Raw genomic sequence first — 19031 nt, 5'->3', positions numbered from 1 at the left:
AGAAGTTTCCCTGATCTCCCCCTCCGAGTGGGAGCTGATGAGAGTGGTGTGGACCGAAGGGCCCAGCAAAGCCAAAACTCTCGTGGAAAACATGTCCAAGAAAAGTCAGTGGTCCGAGTCGACCACCAAAACTCTGCTTCGCCGCCTCGTCAGCAAGGGAATTCTCACAACGAAAAGCGTCGAAGGCCAGCGCGGCTTCCTCTACACACCAACCGTGGCAGAGAAAGAAGCCATGCGCGACCAAGCTGTACAGCTGTTCAACTCCATGTGCGCTATGAAGCGCGGCTCAGTGCTCATTGAACTCATTGAGCGTATGCAGATGACCAGAGGTGACCTTGATAATCTCACAAAAGTAATAGAGAACAAGCGCGAAACAGCGCCAGAAACTATTGACTGCGACTGCCTGCCGGGCGAGTGCGACGAGCACGAGGGTGCGGCGCACTGATAATCGCGCTGATAATCTCAAGAAATTCGAACTGTACCATTCGAACCTACTCGGCAAAAGGAGCCTTATAGAAGTTCTGGTACGAGCGGGAAGGTGTCGGGCCGCGCTGGCCCTGGTAATGCGAGCCCAAAGCCTGCGAACCATAAGGGTGCTCGGCTGGGGAAGAGAGCTCAAAGAAGCAGATTTGGCCAATCTTCATGCCGGGCCAGAGCTTGACGGGAAGCGGGCTGACGTTCGACAGCTCCAAGGTGATGTAACCGTTGAAACCAGGGTCAATAAAGCCGGCCGTCGAATGGGTGAGGATGCCCAAACGGCCCAGCGAACTCTTGCCTTCCAAACGGGCGGCAATCTGGCTGGAAATGTGGACGCGCTCGAGGGTCGAGCCCAAAACGAACTCGCCCGGGTGCAAAATCCAAGGCTCGCCTTGCGCAACGCTAAACTGCTCGGTCAGCTCGCCTTGGTCCTCCGCAGGGTCGACGTAGGTGTACTGGCGATCGTTGAAAACGCGGAAGAAGCGGTCGAGGCGCACGTCGATGGAAGCTGGCTGGATCATCTCAGGAGTGAAGGGGTCGAGCTCAATATCGCCCATGTCCACGCGGGCGCGAATATCACGATCGCTGAGAAGCATAATTCCTCATTTCTCCAAGCTTCCTTACTTGCTCTCATACTAGAGGCGAACCTGCCCAGAGCGCGAGGGCGGCGGGCGCCTGGGTGGTGCGCCGGCTTGCGGTGGGGGAGCGCGTCCGGCCAGGAGCTTGGCCGACGAGGCTGGCCGGTAACCCTGCAAACCGGCGAATTGTCAGGCGTGTGAGCCAGCTGTGAACAGGGAGGACCTTCTGTGGCAGAATAAGAGGTGTGATTTACTTAATTCTTGGCTGGATTGGCGCGATTATCGCACTGCTTCTGCTCGTGCTTGCCTTGGCAAAGATGGAGTCGGTGAACAACGGGCTCTCCTCGCGCGTGCCGGACACTTTTGAATGGCTGCAGCGTAAGGCGATGAGGCAGCAGAAGAATAGGCGTAACGGACGCGTGATTGCCACTCAGATGGCCCTCGCCCCGAGTAAAGACGTCCGTCATGGCGCTACTGCGCAGGATCGCTCTGTTGTGCAGACCTCCGGTTCGGTGGTTGAGCTGCACGCCTTCTCTCGTCAAACGGCTGAGGAGAAGGTGGCCAATGGTGAGCTTGCTAATCTCGTGTCGCACACCTCTCACCCTCAGGCTTAAGCCCCGAATTTCTCCAGATTATCAGCGCTGCTTGTCGCTCGCGCGAGTGAACTTCACGAAAGGTTGAACATGGATCTGACTACTACCCTCTTGATAATCCTGGGGGTTATTGTTGTTGTCGCCATTATTGGTGTCGTCATCGCGAAGAGCGCGCATAAGGGGGCTCAGACCGGCGAAAAGCCTGCCGTTGAAGCAAGTGAAGCGACTGCTGCGGCTGAAGGTGAGCCTCAGGACGCTGAGCACAAACAAGAGGCTGAGGCACAGGCTGTGGCAGCAACTGAGAACAAACCAAAGGCTGAGCCACAGCAAACGGCTGAGCCACAGCAAACGGCAGAGCCACAGCCAGAAGCTGAACTAGCAGCTCAGCCAGAAGCAGCCAAGCCAGAAGCTGCAGCTCAGCCCGAGACCGCTGCTCAGCCACAGCCAGAAGCTCCAGTCAAGCAAGAAATCGTCAAGCCGGAGAACTCACAGAGCCGCCTCGTTCGCCTGCGCTCCAAGCTGGCGCATTCTGCTAATCCTTTTGGAAAAGCTTTGTTCTCCATCCTTTCGCGCGACCACTTGAGCGAGGAAGATTGGGAAGACGTTGAGGACACTTTGCTTCTGGCCGATGTGGGTGCGGAAGCTTCCGAAAAAATTGTCGATGAACTGCGCCAAGATTCTCGCGCGCAAGGTACTCGCTCTGCCGAGGAAGTGCGCGACATGTTGCGCGAGCGCTTGCTGGATGCCGTGGGCCGCGACACTGACCGCAGTCTCGAAGCGCTGAGCAACAACGAGCCAGCAGAGCCAGGAGCCGCTGAGCAAGCCCACCCGCTGCACGTCATCATCATGGTCGGCGTCAACGGCACCGGCAAAACCACAACCGCAGGCAAGCTCGGCCGCCTCTTCGTCGCTGAAGGCCGCCACGTCGTTCTCGCCGCCGCCGACACCTTCCGAGCAGCAGCAGCCGACCAGCTCGCCACCTGGGCCGCACAGTCCGGCATCGAAGTGGTGCGTTCCGACAAGGATGGCGCAGACCCAGCATCTGTTGCCTACGACGCCGCTCAAAAAGCGCTCAACGACAAGGCTGACGTGCTCATCGTCGACACCGCCGGCCGCCTGCAAAACAAGCGCAACCTCATGGACGAGCTCGGCAAAATCCGCCGCGTCATCGAAAAGCTCACTCCTGTTCAGGAAGTCCTGCTCGTGTTGGACGCCACCACTGGCCAAAACGGCATGACTCAGGCCGAGGTGTTCGCTGAGGCGATTGGAATTACGGGCGTTGTGCTCACCAAGCTGGATGGCTCTGCCAAGGGTGGCATCGTCATTTCCGTTCAAAACAAGCTGGGCGTTCCGGTCAAGCTCGTCGGCCTGGGCGAGGGCCCGGATGACCTTGCTGTGTTCGACCCTGCTGGTTTCGTCGACGGCATTTTAGGCTAAGCAGCACTAGGGGAGGATTATGAATATCACAACTGTATGGCTGCTCGTAGCAAGCGTGCTTTCCATGCTCACGACGGTGGGAGTGGGCCTGTATTACATGGGTTTGGCTCGCGTCAAGTCGGTGCTGAACATGGGAATGCTCATGCTGGGCGGCATCGTCACCACGTGCTTGGTGTGGGTGTTGTGGGCGTGGTCGCTCGCTTTTGGCGGCTCAGATGTTGTGGGAGTGGTGGGCGACCCTGCTTCCGGCTTCTTGCTGCGTGACAGCATTGCCTTGAAAAATGGGGCTTTCCTCTCGGTGATGCCGACGGGTGCGAGCTACCCGCGTTTGGCTGATGTGCTTTTTGAGATGACGGTCGCCTGCCTTGCGGTGGTGTTGATTTCTGGCGCTTTGGCGGAGCGGATTAAGTTCAGCGCGTGGGCTGTTTTCGTGGTTTTTTGGGTGAACATCGTTTATGCTCCTGTGGCTCATATGCTTTGGTCGCGCTCGGGCTTGCTTTCTGCGACGGGCCCGCTGTCCCAGGCTTTGGGTTCTGGCGCGCATGATCTCGCTGGTTCTGGTGTGGTGTGGCTTTCGGCTGCCGTGTCTGCGCTCGCAATCGTGTTGATTATTGGCCGTCGTCGCACTTTCCACGTCACCCCGCTCAAGCCGCATAGTTTGACGTTGTCCTTCTTTGGTGTGGCCCTGGCTTTTGTTGGTTTTATGGGCTTTGTGGCGGGTCACGTCCACTCGGGTAATGGCACGGCTGTTTACACGGTTCTCTCGATGCTGTTGGCTTGCTCTGCCTCGTGTTGGGGATGGCTCATGATTGACAGGCTGCGTAACCGTCATTTCACCGCTTTGGGTGCGATTTCAGGAATTCTGAGTGGCATGGCTGCGGTTTGTGCTGCCGCTGATTCTTTGAACCCTCTGTGGACTGTTCTGATCGGCTTCATCGCGGGTGTTGCCTGCTCTTCCGCGGTTTCGTGGAAGTACCGTTTGAACTATGACGATTCCTTCGACGTTGTTGCCATTGCTGGCGTGGGTGCGGTTATTGGCCTGCTCGCCAACGGTTTGTTTGCTCAGAAGGGTGGCTTGCTCACTGGTGGTGGTGTGGGCTTGCTGGTGGCTGAGCTCGTCGAAATTGTGGTGGTGTTCCTCTGGGCTGGCGTGTGGACGGCAGTGATCGCCTTCGTTTTGGAGAAGACGGTGGGCTGGCGTATTGCTGACCGTGATGAGGTTTTGGGCGTCGATATTGCCGACCAGGGCGAGAAGGGTTACGACTTTGAAACCTTCTCGAACTCGGTGTTTAAGGAGGCTCAGTAAATGAAGATTGTCACTGCAGTTATTAAGCCCGAATGCTTGGATGCGTGCAAAACTGCGCTTGCTCAGGCTGGCGTTCGTGGAATGACGCTCACCTCCGTCTCCGGTTTTGGCCAGGAAGTGGGCCATTCTGAGGTGTACCGCGGGGCTCGCTACAATTCTGACCTCATCACCCGCGTGCGCATTGACGTGGTGAGTGCCGATGAGGATGCGGACACCTTAGTCAACGTGCTGGTTGAGGCGGCGAAAACCGGAAATGATGGCGATGGCTTCATTTGGGTGGCACCGCTGGACCGTGTCGTCAGGATTAACACCGGCGATGAGAATGAGGCTGCGCTGTAGGCTACGGTGAGCGCTGATAATCTTGAGGCATGTGAGGGGAGTAAAGGAGAGATATGGCTACCGATGTGAGCATGAAGGTTCCTCCGCACGATTCTGACGCCGAAAAAGCGGTGCTGGGCTCAATGCTGCAGACGCAGGACGCCATTACCGAGGCGACGGCCGTGCTGACTGAGCAGGATTTTTACGAGCCGAAGAACCAGATTATTTTCTCCACCATCATTCGCCTCTTCTCCGCCGGTGAACCTGCCGATGTGATTACCGTGGCCAACCAGCTGGAAAAGGAAGATAAACTCACCCAAGCAGGCGGCAGCATTTATATTGCCGACCTCGTGCCCTCCTCACCACAAGCGGCTTCGGTGAACAGCTATGCTTCCATCGTGCGCGATAAGGCTTTGCTCAGGCGCGTGATCGAGTCGGGTCGAGCCATCATCGAAATGGGCGAAAAGGCGGGCGGCGCACCAGCAGAACAAGTCGTCAACATGGCCCAGCAGAAGGCAATGTCCCTATCGGATAACCGCCTGCGCACCGACTATGTGGATATTTACAACACGGCGTACGAGACGCTCTCCAATATTTCTGCTATTCAAAGCGGCCAAGTCAAGCAAGGCGTAGACACCGGCTTCGTCGCTCTCGACGGGCTGATGCACGGTTTGCAGCCAGGCCAGCTTGTTATTGTGGCAGGCCGCCCGGCTATGGGTAAGTCCACTTTTGCTATGGATATTGCCCGTTACGCAGCTTTCCGCCAGAACATCACCACCATCGTGTTCTCCCTGGAGATGAGCCGCGACGAAATCGCTCAGCGTATTATTTCCGCGGAGACCTCCATTCCTTTGGAAACTTTGCGTGCCGCTCAGCTGGATGACCGCCAGTGGGACCGCTTGAATAAGGAAATGGGCGAGATGCAGAACGTCCCGCTCCTGCTTGACGATTCGCCGAATATGTCACTGATGGAAATTCGCTCGAAGTGCCGTACTTTGAAGCAGGGGCAGGCCTCGATGAAGCCGTTGGGCTTGGTGGTGATCGACTACTTGCAGCTGATGAGCTCGACCGGAGCCGTGGAATCGCGCCAGCAAGAGGTGTCGGAGTTCTCTCGCTCGCTCAAGCTGCTGGCTAAGGAACTTAACGTTCCGGTGATCGCGCTGTCACAGTTGAACCGTGGCCCGGAAATGCGTCAGGATAAGAAGCCAATGCTTTCCGACCTTCGTGAATCGGGTTCTATCGAGCAGGATGCTGATGAAGTATTGCTCGTTCACCGCCCTGATTTCTACAACAAGGAAGACCGCCCCGGCGAGGCCGACATTATTGTGGCGAAGAACCGTAATGGCCAGACGGGAACGGTGGGGCTTTCCTTCGATGGCGCAAATTCGCGCTTCTTGAACTTGAGCCAGGACGTTGAACAAGGAATTTAAGGGACTCTAGGGATTAAGAAACTGAGGACTCTAGGAATTCAGGACTTGAGGAATTCAGGACTTGAGGAATCTCGAGACTCTCGGAATTTAAAGGAATTTAAGGGAATTTAAGGAGCATAATGGCACAGCAATCAATGTCTGCTTTCACCTCCAGCGTGGCAGACGACGATGCTCAGCGCGCTCGCGTGCAAGCACACACTCACAGCTGGAAGAAGCCTTTCACTCCTGCCATCGGCAAATGCGTTTACGGCCTCGCTCACGTGCGCGGTGGCGGCTCGGCATTCCCTGGTGAAGTGGTGGAAAAGCTGGACCCTGGCTTCCTTGCTCGCACCTTGAGCAATCTTCCTTTGGGAACTGTGGTGGTCAGCGGCACTAACGGCAAAACCACGTCGACTCGCATGGTGGTCAGCCTTTTGGAAAGCTTGGGATTGAAGGTTTTTACGAACCCGACTGGCTCGAATTTTGTGCGTGGCGTCATCTCCTCGTTGCTTCCTCAAATCTCGCTTTCTGGCAAGCTGGATGCCGATATCGCGGTGCTCGAGCTGGACGAAGCCTACTCGGTGAAGTTTGTTCAGCAGGTTCAGCCTCGCTATACCTTGCTTCTCAACGTGATGCGCGACCAACTGGACCGATTTGGTGAGATTGACACCACGGCTCGTCTGCTGGCGCACGCGGCTCATGCCACATCAGGAACGCTGATTCTCAACCGAGAAGACCCACTCATCGCAGGCCTGGCGAAACAAGCTCGCCCTGGCACTCACATCAGCTACTACGGTTTGGGCTCTGATAATCTCAGAAAACTCTTCCCCAACGATGCACAACTGCACTCCTCAACCTTGCATGCTATCGAGCAGCTGACGGGAAGCGCAATGCCAATTGACCACAAGGCTGAACAAAGCCGAGAAGAAGAGTGGAAACGCGCCTCAAGCCTGCCCGCAGACGTGCTGCTCACCGGCGTGGAAACAGGCTTTGCAACCCTGCACATGGACGGGCTGGAAAAGCGCACCAGCATGCGAGTTTCCGGCGTCTACAACATGTTCAACGCAGCAGGCGCTCTCGCAGTTGCCCGCGCAGTGGTCGCAGACGCGAGCAAGAGTGCCGATCTGGAGAATGTGAGCCCAACTCAACGCCAACGCCTGGAGAAAGCCTCCCACATCACCACCGAGCAGCTGATTGACGCTGTGAGCACAGTGACTCCTGCTTTTGGCCGCGGCGAAACGGTGATGGTCAATAACGTGCCAGTTGAGCTGGTGCTGGTCAAGAACCCGGGCGGCTTCCGCTTGGCTTTGCGCTCCTTCCCTGCTCAGGGTACGAGTACCATGATTGCCATTAACGATGAGTACGCCGATGGACGCGATATGAGTTGGCTGTGGGATGTCGATTTCGCATCACTGGCTTCAACAGGAGTTTCTGAGGTGACCGGCGTGCGAGCGTGGGATATGACGACCAGGCTTGCCTACGACGGGGTGAATGTGCAGCAGACGCAGACGAACTTGCATGAGGCGTTGATGGCGTTCTTGCAGAGAGAGCCTGAAAAGCCGAAGAGAATCTATTGCACGTATACGGCTATGTTGGCTCTTCGCCAGGAGCTTTCCCAGATTGCCACGATCGAGAATGTGGGGGTTCGCGCATGAGTGAGCTTGAGGATCGTATTCACACTGTTGAGGGTGAGAATCATCTTCACTTGGCTGAGAGTGAGGATCATCTTCACAGTGGTGAGGCTGAGAATCGTATCAACGTGATTGACGATAGGGTTCGTCCGGCTGTCGATATTGTGTCACTGTATCCGCGCGATATGAATATTTACGGGGATACGGGAAATGTTCTCGTGGTGGCGAAACGCTTGTGGCTGTATGGCTACCAGCCGGTTGTGCACTATGTGAACCAGGGGGATGCCTGGCCAGAGCATGTGGATATCATTCTGGGCGGCGGTGGCCAGGATTCTGGTCAGAAGAAGATTCAGGATGATCTCATGGCTCGCGCTCCTCAGCTGCGGCAGATGGCGGATGAGGGAGTTCCGATGCTGGTAATCTGCGGCCTGTATCAGCTTTTCGGTAACTTTTTCCGCACTATTGATGGCGATGAAATTCCTGGGATTGGCATTTTTGATGCAGAAACGCTGGGGAAAACTGCTCGCTTGATTGGCAACCTGGTAGCAAGCTCGGACTACGGAACATTGGTGGGTTATGAGAACCATTCTGGCCAGACGTTCTTGCATGGGCAGACGAAAGCGTTGGGCCGTGTTACCTCAGGTGAGGGGAACAACGCTGAGGATGAGACGGAGGGTGCACAGAAGAACAACGTGATTGGTACGTATATGCACGGTTCTGTGCTGCCAAAAAACCCGAAACTTGCTGATTTTCTCGTGATGAAGGCGGTGGAGCATCGCTACGGCAGCTTCACTAATTTGGCTGATAGTTCGATGCAAGCTGAACTGGAGAAGCTGGATGAGTGTGCGCGTCAGGCTTCGCAGGTGGCGCAGCATCGCCCGAGGTGAGCGTGTGGGCTTCGGGGCTGCTAGCTTGTGCGGGCTTGTGCAAAGCTCTTCTGGTTTCTCAGGGGTTTGCGTGAGCAAAGGTGATGGGCTTGCCGGGCTTGCAGAACGCCGTTTTCAGTTTTCTTTCAGCAAACAGGAAGAGTTTTTGATGCGCATTTGAGGATTGAACCAAGAATTATGAGGTTATATATAACCATCAGCTCAACAGCTGAGACCTTTTAGGAAATCTTAGAGGCCATAATTGAATTTTCTTCTTCCTCTCCTCATTGAATGGAAGCGCCCTGGAATGCAGACCAGGGCGCTTTTGTTTTTCCTGAGGACCTCTTTCCAGCTATAATCTCATCGCCTCGGCTGCAAGAGGGAATCAGAGATGCTCATCATATAGTTTCTCGTAAGGCAAACTGTGAACGTGTTATCATCCCTTTTCCTTTAATTTTCTGGAAAACAAGCGCGTGTGACCTCCCGTTAACAATTCTCTGCCCCCGTTCGTGTAAGGTATATACCCGGCTTGTGCGCGAGAGGCGTGTGCAGCGGTTAGGCATAAGGAGCCAGCACATATGGCAGGAATTATTGTTGTTGGAGCTCAATGGGGAGACGAAGGCAAGGGTAAAGCAACAGACTTGTTGGGTACCCGCGTCGATTACGTGGCTCGTTACAACGGAGGTGCCAACGCTGGCCACACTGTCGTCGTGGGAGACAAGAGCTATGCTTTGCACCTGTTGCCAAGCGGTGTGGTGAACAAGAACATCACTCCGGTTATTGGCTCTGGCGTTGTCGTCGACCCTCAGGTGCTCGTCGACGAAATGCACACTTTGGAAGCTGAAGGCGTCGATTGCTCCAAGCTTCTGGTCTCCTTGGGTGCTCATATTACCGCTCCTTACGACCGCTACCTGGATAAGCTCAACGAAAGCTCTCGCGGCTCGTCCAAGATTGGCACGACGGGTAGGGGCATCGGCCCTACTTATGCCGACAAGGTGAATCGCATCGGAATCCGAGTGGCCGATCTGTTTAATGAGGAGCATTTGAGGGCTAAGGTTGAGGCAAACCTCGAGCTGAAGAATGAGCTGATTGAAAAGATCTACGGCGCTAAGCCGATGAGCTTGGCAGAAAACCTCGATGAGCTGCTGGAAAATGGCGAGAAGATTCGTTCTCACGCCACCGACGTGTCTCTCGTGTTGAACAGGGCTTTGGATGAGGGTAAGAATGTTCTGTTCGAAGGCGGCCAGGCCACCATGCTCGACATCGACCATGGCACTTACCCATTTGTCACCTCTTCGAACCCAACTGCAGGTGGCGCTTGCACGGGCACTGGTGTTGGTCCGACCAAGATCAACCGTGTGCTGGGTGTGACGAAGGCTTACACCACTCGCGTTGGCGCTGGCGCATTCCCAACCGAGCTCACCGATGAGCAGGGTGATTGGCTGCGCGCTCAAGGCCACGAATATGGTGTGGTGACTGGTCGTCCGCGTCGTTGTGGTTGGTTTGATGCTGTTGTTGTTCGCTATGCTGTGCGCATCAATGGTTTGACTGACCTCGTTCTCACCAAATTGGATACGTTGACTGGTTTGAAGAGCCTGCCAATCTGTGTGGCTTATGATGTGACTACTTTGCAAGGTGAGCATAAGCGCGTCAGCGAAATGCCAATCGACCAGTTTGAGTTCGCTTCTGCCAAGCCAGTATATGAGGAAATGCCAGGCTGGAGTGAGAACATTACGGGTGTGAAGAGCTTCGATGAGCTTCCTGCCGCCGCTCGTAACTATGTGTTGCGCTTGGAAGAGCTCTCTGGCTGCCAGATCTCGCTGATTGGTAACGGCCCTGCTCGCGACCACATCATCGTTCGCCACGAGATTTTGGACTGAGTGACAATCTGGCGGATTGCTTCTTTGACTGATTGCTCATCTGACTGATGGAAACTTACCGGCGAGCTGGTCTTCTGGCTCGCCGGTTTGTTGTCGGAGCTTGTTGGCGAGCAGCCAGCCGCCTTTTGCTCGAGCGTGCGATTTAGAGTAGTGCTTCGTGAATATGGAACAGAACGAGCGCACTGCAAAGCCGCATGCTGAGGGCAAAGTTGCCGCCGCCTCGCCCGCTTCTCGCGTCGAGAAAGCTGCTGAGGGCAAGCCGTTGTCTCTTGTCGCTCAGATTTTCTGCGTTTTTGCAGGAGGCCTTCTGGGCACTGCCGCCCGAGCAGGCCTGAGCCTTATGCAACCAGCTGCGCACACTGCAGTGCAACTTCAAGCCTGGCCGTGGGCAACTTTCACGGTGAACATGCTCGGCGCTCTGTTGCTGGGCTTCATTCTCGAGTTGTGGCAGCACTGGGGCCCCGATACTGGCACGCGTCAAGCGACGCGATTGCTGTTGGGAACGGGCATTATGGGCGCGTTCACCACGTATGGCACCTTCATTTGGGAGACGATCCTTCGCTTCGACTCTTCCTCTGCTCGTGCTGGCGTGATTGGCCTGTTCTACGCGCTGGCCAGTTTGGTGGGTGGCTTGTTGGCAGCAGGAATTGGCATTGTGATTGCCCGCTTGGTGTCTGGCCTTCCCGTCACTCAAGCTCAACTGCTCGCCGCTCAAGCACAAGCGGCGTCTGGAGATGCTCAAGTTGGAGATGCTCAAGCCTCCGGTTCCCAAGCCGCTGACTCTCAGGCCTCTTCCGAAACCCAAGCTTCCCGCAAGTCGAGCCCGCGCGCAGAAAAGCTGCACGCTCACGGCATCCTCGACCGCGAGGGCTGCTCGGCAAATCTGATTGGTTACGCGCACACGGATGATGATTTCCGCGGTGTGTGCGGCGATGTTGACCCGGAGCTCGAAGCGATTTTGAAGGAGCATGAGAAGGGAGATTCGCAATGACTTTTTCGCTGTTTCTTGTGGTCATGCTCTGCGGTGGCTTGGGTGCGGTCTGCCGTTTCCTCGTCGATTCTGCGGTGAAGAAGGCTGCTTCTCGCAGTAAGCGCTGGTCTGAGCGATGGGCGAGCTTCCCCGCAGGCACTTTTGTGGTGAACCTGACTGCTTGCTTGCTGGTTGGTTTTGTGGCTGGTTTGGCGTCGTCGTCACTCTTGCCGGCTGCTGTGGCAACTGTGGTGAGCACTGGCTTTTTGGGCGGTTACTCCACTTTTTCCACGGCAAGTGTCGAGGGTTATCGCTTGATCATTTCTGGCAAGGGAAATATCGCGTTCCTCTATTGCGCTGGCATGTTGCTTGCCTCGCAGCTCTTGGCCGCTGCAGGCTACTTCCTCGCCTCGCTTTTCTAAGTATTTCTTGAGATTATCAGCGCTGGTAATCTCAAGAACTTTAATTGCAGCCTAGAGAAGCAACATTTTTCGCAAGCTGGCGTTGGCATAGAGAAGTGCTGACAGGTAAATGACTACGCTCATGACGAGTACTAGCGAACTGGCTACTGAGTAATACCAATTAATTTGTGCGGTAAGGATTACTGGTATTGCTGCAGGTAGAAGCAGGGTAATTGCGAGGAATGCAGCGAATTGACACATGAGAAGGGGTAGTGGTGCTCCAAATGCGTGGCGGATTGAGAATTCGCGAATATCAGAGCGCACAATCGAAGAGCCAATTGCCCAGAAGAGCATGAGGACGAGGAATACGAGGGCGAATGCTGCGATAATGTAGATCGACGTTCGCACGAGTAACTGGCGGAAAATGGTGGGTTGACTGGTGGCGAGGTCAACGGGAATGAGGGAGGCTCCGTTTTTCTGCGCTGCGCTGATGTAAGCGTAGAGGTTTAGCTGTGCGCTCGCATTCTTGCTGTGAGGAAAGAAAATTGAGTTTCCTTCGGCAACCTGAATCATCTGATCATCGATATGGGTGAGAACGTCAGGCGGAAGAACGGCGAGCACGTAATTGTCGAGCTTTTCTCCTGTTCCATGTGGAGAGAAGTAGGCGGCCGCGTAAGGCAGACGCTTGGTAGCGGTGAGCTTGTAGTTGCCAACAGTGAAAGCAAAGGATTGATGAGGGAAACTTGCACCCAAATAGGCGCGAGGAGTGAGGTCAAGTTTTCCAGAAGAGGCGATTCCGGGAACTTCTGAAACCATGAGGCTTGCACGATGCCCAATGAGCACGATGATGTGTGTAGGCTTAGCGTTGAACCCTTGCTCTTCTCCTGTGGGGTGCACCTGCATTTCGATATAGGTGAATGCGCGGTCAGCTTTGATCTCTTTTCTCAAGATTTTCATTGCGGTGAGATCATGTTTTTCAACTCCGGGGTATGCGATCTGGAAGTAGGTTGCCTGCTGGTCGCGCAGCTGTTTTCCGCGCATATAGTTCATGCCTTGTGCGAGAACATCACCAAGGTTTAAGGCAATGATGGTGCTGGTAAGTGCAATAAGAACGAGGATTGTGGCGCTGTGGAAGAAGTTTCGTTTGACGAGGAGGAGACCTGCTGTGATTTCGTGCCAAAGTGTACGCATGGTCATCTTCCTTCTTTATGAGTTTTGATGATGACACAAGCGTGAATATAACTGGTCAGAAGCCAGGCAAGGGTGAGAATACACGTGTTAACTGCCGCGCTTCTTTACTCGGCGGCGGCGATGGTGGCGTGCACGAGCTTGGGCAGCGCGTTTTGAATCGGCTCGTGGATGAGGCGCTGGGCGAGCGAGTCATACATAGTGGAGCCTAGGTTCATGATGGTTATCGGAATGCCCGACTGGTGAGCGTACGGCACGAGCAGCGCGGCTGGGGTAACTTCCAGTGTGGAACCGATCACCCACAGTTCATCGGACTGCAACGTGAGGTTGAGCGCCTTCTCGAAAGCGCCCTGCGGTAGAGCCTCACCAAAGTAAGTGACGTCGGTTTTGATGATGCCATGGCATTGCCGGTTGGTAATCTCACCGTCGTCAGGCAGTGGCTTGTGGCAGCGCGGGTCTGGCTCTTCGTCCAAGCGGGCCATGATGTCGGCAGTCTGGTATTCCTTGCCGCAGCGCATGCAATGGCTGGTGGCAATCGTACCGTGAAGGTTGACGACGAGGTCCTCGCTGTTACCCGCTTTCTCATGCAAACCATCAAAATTTTGCGTAGCCAGAACGCTGAGCATTCCCGCCTTTTCCAGCTCCACCAGCGCCTTGTGCGCGACACCTGGCTGGGCATTCCACACGGGAGATTCCTTCTGCCAGCGCCAGGAATACTCGCGGTCAGCGGTGGAGGAGAGGAAGGAGTCGATGTCGTACACCTTCATCTGGTCAGGATGCTTCGTCCACACGCCTTGAGGGCCTCGAAAATCAGGGATTCCCGCGCTGGTAGAAATGCCGGCACCGGTCAAAATGGCGATCTTGCGTTTCATAATTTCCTGCCAATCTGGTGAAGTGACACTACTGTAACTTTACCTCTCTTGGCACTGGTTGCACTGTGGCGCAAGATTATCAGCGCGTGACAATCTCAAGCCATCATTTAGCGCAAGCGAGAGGAAAGTTGAGCGGCTAGGCGCGCGGAAAGGCGAGAGTCGAACAGCAGGGCGAGCAGGAAGCCGGCCATACCCCACGCGAACATGTGCCATACCGGCAAGGTTGCGCCACTCATCAGGCTGGAGAGCAGCGGGATGAGCGAGCCGAGGGCGAAGCTTGCTTGCGGGCCGAGCAGCAGGGCGGCGAAGAGAACGAAGATTGCGGTGAAGCTCATGCCGGAGGAGACAGCGAAAATCTCACTGGCAACGCCAGCGACGAGGAGCGCCGCCATGAGGAAGAGCGAGCGAGGAAGGCTGCGCGGAGGCTCTGCCAGCCACAACACCAGGGCGACAGCGCTTGGCAGAAGGGCGAGAGACAGCACGCTTGTCAGGCCGGCATGGCCTGCTTGAAGGGCGAGGAGGCCGAGGCTTGAGATTGTCACCGTGACGAAAAGAAGGATCTCGCTCATGCGGTGCACGGAAGAAGCGTTGTGCGCAGACAGCGCGATGCCGTTGGTGCTGGCGTTGCTTGAAGTGGCGCTAGCTGGCAGTGTGCTCGCGGTACGTGTACTAGCCGGCAGTGTGCTGAGGGCATCGATGGTGGTGGCCGCGCTGGTGGTTGCGGTTGCTGGGCGGCTCAGGGAAGAAACGGTCATTTCTTCACTCCTTCCTTTTCCTCTTCGCTCATGCGGGTTCGCCGCCTCGTGGGGAAGCGGGAACCCATACACTTCTCGGAGGAAAGGACCTTCGAGAAGACTCAGGAGTGAGACTCCTGATGTGGTAACTGTTTACAGTGATGACTGTGAATGCCAGTGGTGGGATTACTGGCTGCCTCACAGGAGGCACTACATATAGTAGCGAATGAAAGTAACAACACAAGATGTTGTGGTTATTCACCGCGTGTTGTGAGAAATCACGCCATTTTATGGGCGTGTTGCACCACGTTATCCACCGCCCAGATGACACAAATGTGAAGCTTTCCACAGCTTCACGCCTTGTATTTTCCATCTTCTCGTAACGTGAACGCATACTGAAGGAAGCGAGAAAAATTCTTATAAGCTGAGGGTGAAGCGAGGAAGGCGGTCACACATGGCTCACGACGCAGCACACCATGCACTGGAAAACTATGAGGCAAACGAGGCAAGCGAACACAGTGCAGAGCAGGAAGGCGTTCAGCACTTTTCTCGCGACCCGCGAGCAGTGAAAGAAGCCGCTGGTGAAGTCAGCTACGCCAATGAAATCACAGCGTCGAACGGGCAAGATGGTGGCGAAAAGCGTGGAAGGGTAATCTTGGCGGCTACCCCTATCGGCAACGTTGGAGATGCATCCGCTCGCCTGCGCTATAACCTCGCTCACGCCGACATTGTGGCAGCTGAGGACACCAGACGGCTCTATGATCTCGCTAATCGCCTTGGAATTCACGTTTCTGGACGCGTTGTGGCCTACCATGACCACAATGAGGATGCCAAAGCAGACGGCCTGCTCGATGAAGTAGAAAAAGGTGCAACAATCCTCGTCGTCTCCGACGCGGGAATGCCCACAGTTAACGACCCTGGCCATGCCATCGTCGGACGAGCAATCGCACGCAATATCCCCCTCACCTGTGCACCAGGGCCTTCCGCAGTACTCGACGCCATCGCATTAGCGGGCCTTCCTACCGACCGCTTCTGCTATGAAGGCTTCATGCCTCGCAAGCACTCTGAAAAACTCACGCGCTTGCGCTCCCTACTCACTGAGCAGCGAACCATCGTCTTCTTCGAAACAGCGCAACGAATTAGCGAAACCATGCACGCTTTCGAAGAGGTGTTCCCAGCTGATAGGCCGATGGCTTTAGCTCGAGAGCTGACTAAAGAGCATGAAGAAATCAGGCGTTCTACCGTCGCAGGAATTGCGCGCGGTGTCGAGCAGGACCCTCCACGAGGAGAAATCGTTCTCGTCATCCAAGGAGCGAGTAGCGAAGAAGTGCGCGAAAACGCTGCTGCAACCATCATGAGCGTTGAGGATATGGCTCGTGAAGCGCTCAGACTTTCTCAGCAGCAGAATATTCGCGTCAAGGATGCTATTAGCCAGGTGGTGGAAGCCCATCCTCTTCCTGACGGCAGTTTCGTTCGCCGAAAGCAGGTGTATCAGGCAGTTTTGGAGCTTCAAGAGAACTGAGAAGAGCAGACACTGCCTTATCTACTGGGCGAGAACCCTGTTGCGCAATCCAATCAATCAATACTGGGCTCGCATGGCTATTCGCCACAATCCACGGGCGCAAATGGGGCTTGTTGCGCGCCCATGCCCACAACTGCTCTTCGCTAGCCTGAGGGTTGAGCGCGTCTAAAGGTGTAATTGGCTTTGGCGGAGGAGTATGCCTCAGCGGAGAAGCGGTTGCGCGAGTAGGTGCGCCAACTGGTGTGCGAGTTGGCGGGCAACCGCGTGCACAATCTGGGTCGCGGGTTGCTGTGGTCGCGCGAGGGGGCAGAGAGTTCTGCGCCGACGCAGAGGTGCGCTGAAGGGAATGCAACCACGCCAGATGAGAATTCAGCGGGGGTTCAACTGTGGTTGGTGAGGTGCAATGGGCGTGACGGCCTCGCTGTGGTTTATCGAAGAACATGATCATCCTGACAATCTGAAGGTGTGCAGAAATAAAGGGAAGAAGTAAGGGTAGGCCTTGCGGCAGAAGGGAGAGCAGGGCGGCTGAAACTGCGAAAATGCAAGGCTTCCAGCGCATCAAGGTTATGCCGGCCTCGACGAGTAGCGATCAGGCGAGGGTTCGACTCCAGCTCTTCTCTCAGCTGCGGCAAAGAAAGAGCGCGGCACAACGTGACCAACTGCGCCACCGTGCCCATCGAGTGAAGGGTTGGACTGTAATGGACGGAACGCTCTGAATATTCCGGCTGGACGAGCTGATTGGTGAGGTAGCGCGAGCAGAGAACATCGCCAGCAGTCCTCAACGGTGAGGTGATGAGAAGCGTCGAGCCGGGAATGTTTTGCACTTCTTGGGCAGTGATCGCGCGACGACGAGGAAGAACTGGGTGGCCGAAAAGCTGATTGCGCGTGCGCGTGGGGCTGAGTACCTCGGGGTAATCGGGAGGAGTGCCGCCCACCCACACCCATAAAGCCAAAGTGGAGAAGGCAATGCAGGGGCGAACAAGGTGGTGAGCTACATAGTTCGCGCGCTGTTCGACGCTGGTGAGCAGAACAACGACGTCTGCTTCTCGAGTGTGTTCGAGCGTCCACCAAGCTTGCTGAGGGTTTTGGTCAGTCAGCAAGCTCAGTGAGGTGAGCATGCGGGCGGGATCCTGCTCGTGAAGCCGGCGTGTACACAGTCGCCCCGGAAAAACTGAGGTCAGCGAGCTGACAGGCGAGCCTTTGGGCGGCGCGGCACTAGGACTGGCGGCGTGGCTGGCGGCATGGCCTTCGTGGCAAGTGACGGCGCGGCTTTCGCAGCGGGTGGTGAGGCGAGCAGCTGAGCTGCCCCGAATTGCGTTAATTACTGATGTGTTCTCGTACATAGTGCAAGGCTAGAAGTACGCGCAAGTGAGCGGATGCTCACAGTGCAAACTGTGGAAGTGATAATCTCAAGGGCTTGAATTCAGCCTCTAAGCTGTGGATAACGGCAGCGCACAACACCAACAACCCGCCAAAACTCGAGAAAAACCAGAAAAAAGAACCGCCAGTCGCTCGACACGCACTCGACACGAGCCTTCTTGGCGGGATCTCGAATAGGATAGAGAAACATTAGGCGAAAAAAGAACGGGGACGGTTCGACAATTTGCTCTGAGCTGACAGCGCGAGGTGGAAAAAGAGGTGGAGCACCACGCTTCACCTGTGCACTGACGCACGCCTGTTCTCTGACCAAGGAGTGATATATGGCAGAGGCGCAAAATGCTAGCAAGCTGCCACAAGGCAGGTGCATGAGATGATCAAATACATCATCAAACGCATCGTGAACTACATAGTGATGCTCTTTGTTGCAGTCTCGATGACCTACTTCCTGGCGAGCGCGTTCATGAGCCCGCGATCCATGTACATGATGCGACACCCTATTCCACCAGAGGCGTCCATCGACAGGCAGCTCACAGCCGCTAACATTAACGACAAAACCCCTGTCATTCAGCGCTACTTCACCTGGCTGAAGAACATTTTCACCCAGTGGAACTGGGGTTTGGCGCCGGACCAGTCACCAGTCGGCCCGCAGATCGCCTCCCGAGCCGCCAGCTCCGTCCAGCTAGTCACGCTCGCCACTATTTTGGGCATTCTTCTGGGCGTTTCCATCGGCGTGTACACGGCAATCCGCCAGTACCAGTGGCAGGACCGCGTTCTCAACTCGGTGGCAACCTTCCTTCTCGTCATCCCAGCCGCAGTGATGGCACTTCTCGTCGTGCTCGCGGCCATCCAGATTAACACTGCTTCTGGCACTCGCATCTTCTACGTGACCGGCCTGCACAGCTACCAGGGCTCGAACCCGTGGCTGTACTTTGTGGACACGTTACAACACTTGATTTTGCCGACGATTTCCATGACGATCCCGGGTGCCGTGGGCTACCATCTGACCCAGCGCACCTACCTGCTCGACACGATCAACGCTGATTACGTGCGTACTGCTCGCGCGAAAGGCTTGACTTTAAACAAGGCCATTCGCCGCCACGCTTTGCGCACCTCCCTCATTCCAACCGCTCAGTCGGTGGCCTTCTCCATCGCATCCGTTTTCACTGGCGCTGTGATTTCCGAATCCATTTACGCGGTGAACGGCTTGGGTAAGTACTTCGTCACTGCCATCACGATGAACGACATCAACGGTTCGGTGGCCATTGCAGCCTTCTCCGGAGTGTGCACGCTGGTGGGCGCTCTCTTGGCTGATCTCTTCTCGGTTTGGCTTGACCCTCGCATCAAGCTCAGCTGAAAGGTGGAATGATGGTTTCTCAAGATTTTCAGGGCACTGATATGACCGACGAAGAACAAGCAACATCCGCTGAACAGGGCGGCGCGCAAGCCGCGCCTGCCGCCGCAGCTGTTGA

19 protein-coding genes are annotated in these 19031 nt (G+C 55.7%); 13 read left to right on the top strand and 6 right to left on the bottom strand.

Annotated features, from left to right (window positions below):
• Window positions 1–445 (top strand): CopY/TcrY family copper transport repressor (locus tag AEAE_RS06275; RefSeq protein WP_094690295.1); only part of this gene is annotated, 445 nt, incomplete at its 5' end.
• 46 nt (window positions 446–491) lie between these two features.
• Here the strand turns inward: AEAE_RS06275 and dcd are convergent.
• Window positions 492–1073, bottom strand: coding sequence for a dCTP deaminase (dcd, locus tag AEAE_RS06270; protein ID WP_094690294.1), 582 nt, complete (start codon window positions 1071–1073; stop codon window positions 492–494).
• A gap of 227 nt (window positions 1074–1300) precedes the next feature.
• On the opposite strand from dcd, the gene AEAE_RS06265 reads away from it, so the two are divergent.
• The 10 genes from AEAE_RS06265 (at window position 1301) to AEAE_RS06220 (ending at window position 11887) form a co-directional block, all read left to right on the top strand.
• Complete coding sequence (locus tag AEAE_RS06265) at window positions 1301–1669, top strand: hypothetical protein (RefSeq protein ID WP_094690293.1); 369 nt, start codon at window positions 1301–1303, stop codon at window positions 1667–1669.
• Between the two features lie 69 nt (window positions 1670–1738).
• On the top strand, window positions 1739–3085 hold the full coding sequence (gene ftsY / locus AEAE_RS06260; protein WP_094690292.1) for a signal recognition particle-docking protein FtsY: 1347 nt from the start codon (window positions 1739–1741) through the stop codon (window positions 3083–3085).
• A gap of 19 nt (window positions 3086–3104) precedes the next feature.
• Complete coding sequence (locus tag AEAE_RS06255) at window positions 3105–4391, top strand: ammonium transporter (protein WP_094690291.1); 1287 nt, start codon at window positions 3105–3107, stop codon at window positions 4389–4391.
• The gene (locus AEAE_RS06250; RefSeq protein WP_094690290.1) at window positions 4392–4730 is read left to right on the top strand and encodes a P-II family nitrogen regulator; all 339 of its coding nucleotides are present in this window, start codon (window positions 4392–4394) and stop codon (window positions 4728–4730) included.
• 53 nt (window positions 4731–4783) lie between these two features.
• Window positions 4784–6139 (top strand): replicative DNA helicase, encoded by a 1356-nt coding sequence (gene dnaB, locus AEAE_RS06245; protein WP_094690289.1) that lies wholly within the window; start codon window positions 4784–4786, stop codon window positions 6137–6139.
• 119 nt (window positions 6140–6258) lie between these two features.
• Window positions 6259–7773: a Mur ligase family protein gene (locus AEAE_RS06240; RefSeq protein ID WP_244569667.1), complete on the top strand. Its 1515-nt coding sequence runs from the start codon at window positions 6259–6261 to the stop codon at window positions 7771–7773.
• Window positions 7770–8636, top strand: coding sequence for a type 1 glutamine amidotransferase (locus AEAE_RS06235; RefSeq protein ID WP_094690288.1), 867 nt, complete (start codon window positions 7770–7772; stop codon window positions 8634–8636). The genes AEAE_RS06240 and AEAE_RS06235 overlap by 4 nt, the downstream gene beginning before the upstream one ends.
• A gap of 557 nt (window positions 8637–9193) precedes the next feature.
• Complete coding sequence (locus tag AEAE_RS06230) at window positions 9194–10495, top strand: adenylosuccinate synthase (RefSeq protein WP_094690287.1); 1302 nt, start codon at window positions 9194–9196, stop codon at window positions 10493–10495.
• A gap of 163 nt (window positions 10496–10658) precedes the next feature.
• Window positions 10659–11486: a fluoride efflux transporter FluC gene (locus tag AEAE_RS06225; protein ID WP_094690286.1), complete on the top strand. Its 828-nt coding sequence runs from the start codon at window positions 10659–10661 to the stop codon at window positions 11484–11486.
• Window positions 11483–11887: a fluoride efflux transporter FluC gene (locus AEAE_RS06220; protein WP_094690285.1), complete on the top strand. Its 405-nt coding sequence runs from the start codon at window positions 11483–11485 to the stop codon at window positions 11885–11887. The genes AEAE_RS06225 and AEAE_RS06220 overlap by 4 nt, the downstream gene beginning before the upstream one ends.
• Window positions 11888–11938: 51 nt before the next feature.
• Here the strand turns inward: AEAE_RS06220 and AEAE_RS06215 are convergent, their stop codons facing one another.
• From AEAE_RS06215 to AEAE_RS06205, 3 genes are all read right to left on the bottom strand, one after another.
• A complete protein-coding gene (locus tag AEAE_RS06215) occupies window positions 11939–13057 on the bottom strand; it encodes a hypothetical protein (protein WP_148139983.1) in 1119 nt (372 codons plus the stop codon).
• Window positions 13058–13161: 104 nt separating this feature from the next.
• The gene (locus AEAE_RS06210) at window positions 13162–13926 is read right to left on the bottom strand and encodes an SIR2 family NAD-dependent protein deacylase (RefSeq protein WP_094690283.1); all 765 of its coding nucleotides are present in this window, start codon (window positions 13924–13926) and stop codon (window positions 13162–13164) included.
• Between the two features lie 107 nt (window positions 13927–14033).
• Window positions 14034–14681 carry a hypothetical protein gene (locus AEAE_RS06205; RefSeq protein ID WP_094690282.1) on the bottom strand — a complete coding sequence of 216 codons (648 nt, stop codon included), beginning with the start codon at window positions 14679–14681 and terminating at the stop codon, window positions 14034–14036.
• Window positions 14682–15114: 433 nt separating this feature from the next.
• Between AEAE_RS06205 and rsmI the strand changes: the two genes are divergently transcribed.
• Window positions 15115–16182, top strand: a complete 1068-nt coding sequence (rsmI, locus tag AEAE_RS06200; RefSeq protein WP_094690281.1) for a 16S rRNA (cytidine(1402)-2'-O)-methyltransferase — start codon at window positions 15115–15117, stop codon at window positions 16180–16182.
• Here rsmI and AEAE_RS07100 read toward each other — a convergent pair.
• Window positions 16088–16624: a variant leucine-rich repeat-containing protein gene (locus AEAE_RS07100; protein WP_476723613.1), complete on the bottom strand. Its 537-nt coding sequence runs from the start codon at window positions 16622–16624 to the stop codon at window positions 16088–16090. The genes rsmI and AEAE_RS07100 overlap by 95 nt on opposite strands.
• Window positions 16611–17300 (bottom strand): hypothetical protein, encoded by a 690-nt coding sequence (locus AEAE_RS06195; RefSeq protein ID WP_094690280.1) that lies wholly within the window; start codon window positions 17298–17300, stop codon window positions 16611–16613. Before AEAE_RS06195 ends, AEAE_RS07100 begins: the two co-directional genes overlap by 14 nt.
• 632 nt (window positions 17301–17932) lie before the next feature.
• Between AEAE_RS06195 and AEAE_RS06190 the strand changes: the two genes are divergently transcribed.
• Window positions 17933–18916, top strand: a complete 984-nt coding sequence (locus AEAE_RS06190) for an ABC transporter permease (protein WP_094690279.1) — start codon at window positions 17933–17935, stop codon at window positions 18914–18916.
• Window positions 18917–19031: the final 115 nt, after the last annotated feature.

The sequence above is a fragment of the Aeriscardovia aeriphila genome (genome assembly GCF_002259595.1).
In the GTDB taxonomy this organism is placed as follows: Bacteria; Actinomycetota; Actinomycetes; order Actinomycetales; family Bifidobacteriaceae; genus Aeriscardovia; species Aeriscardovia aeriphila.
The sequence above is the reverse complement of the archived record's forward strand: the minus strand, read 5'-3'. Positions and strand labels throughout refer to the sequence as shown.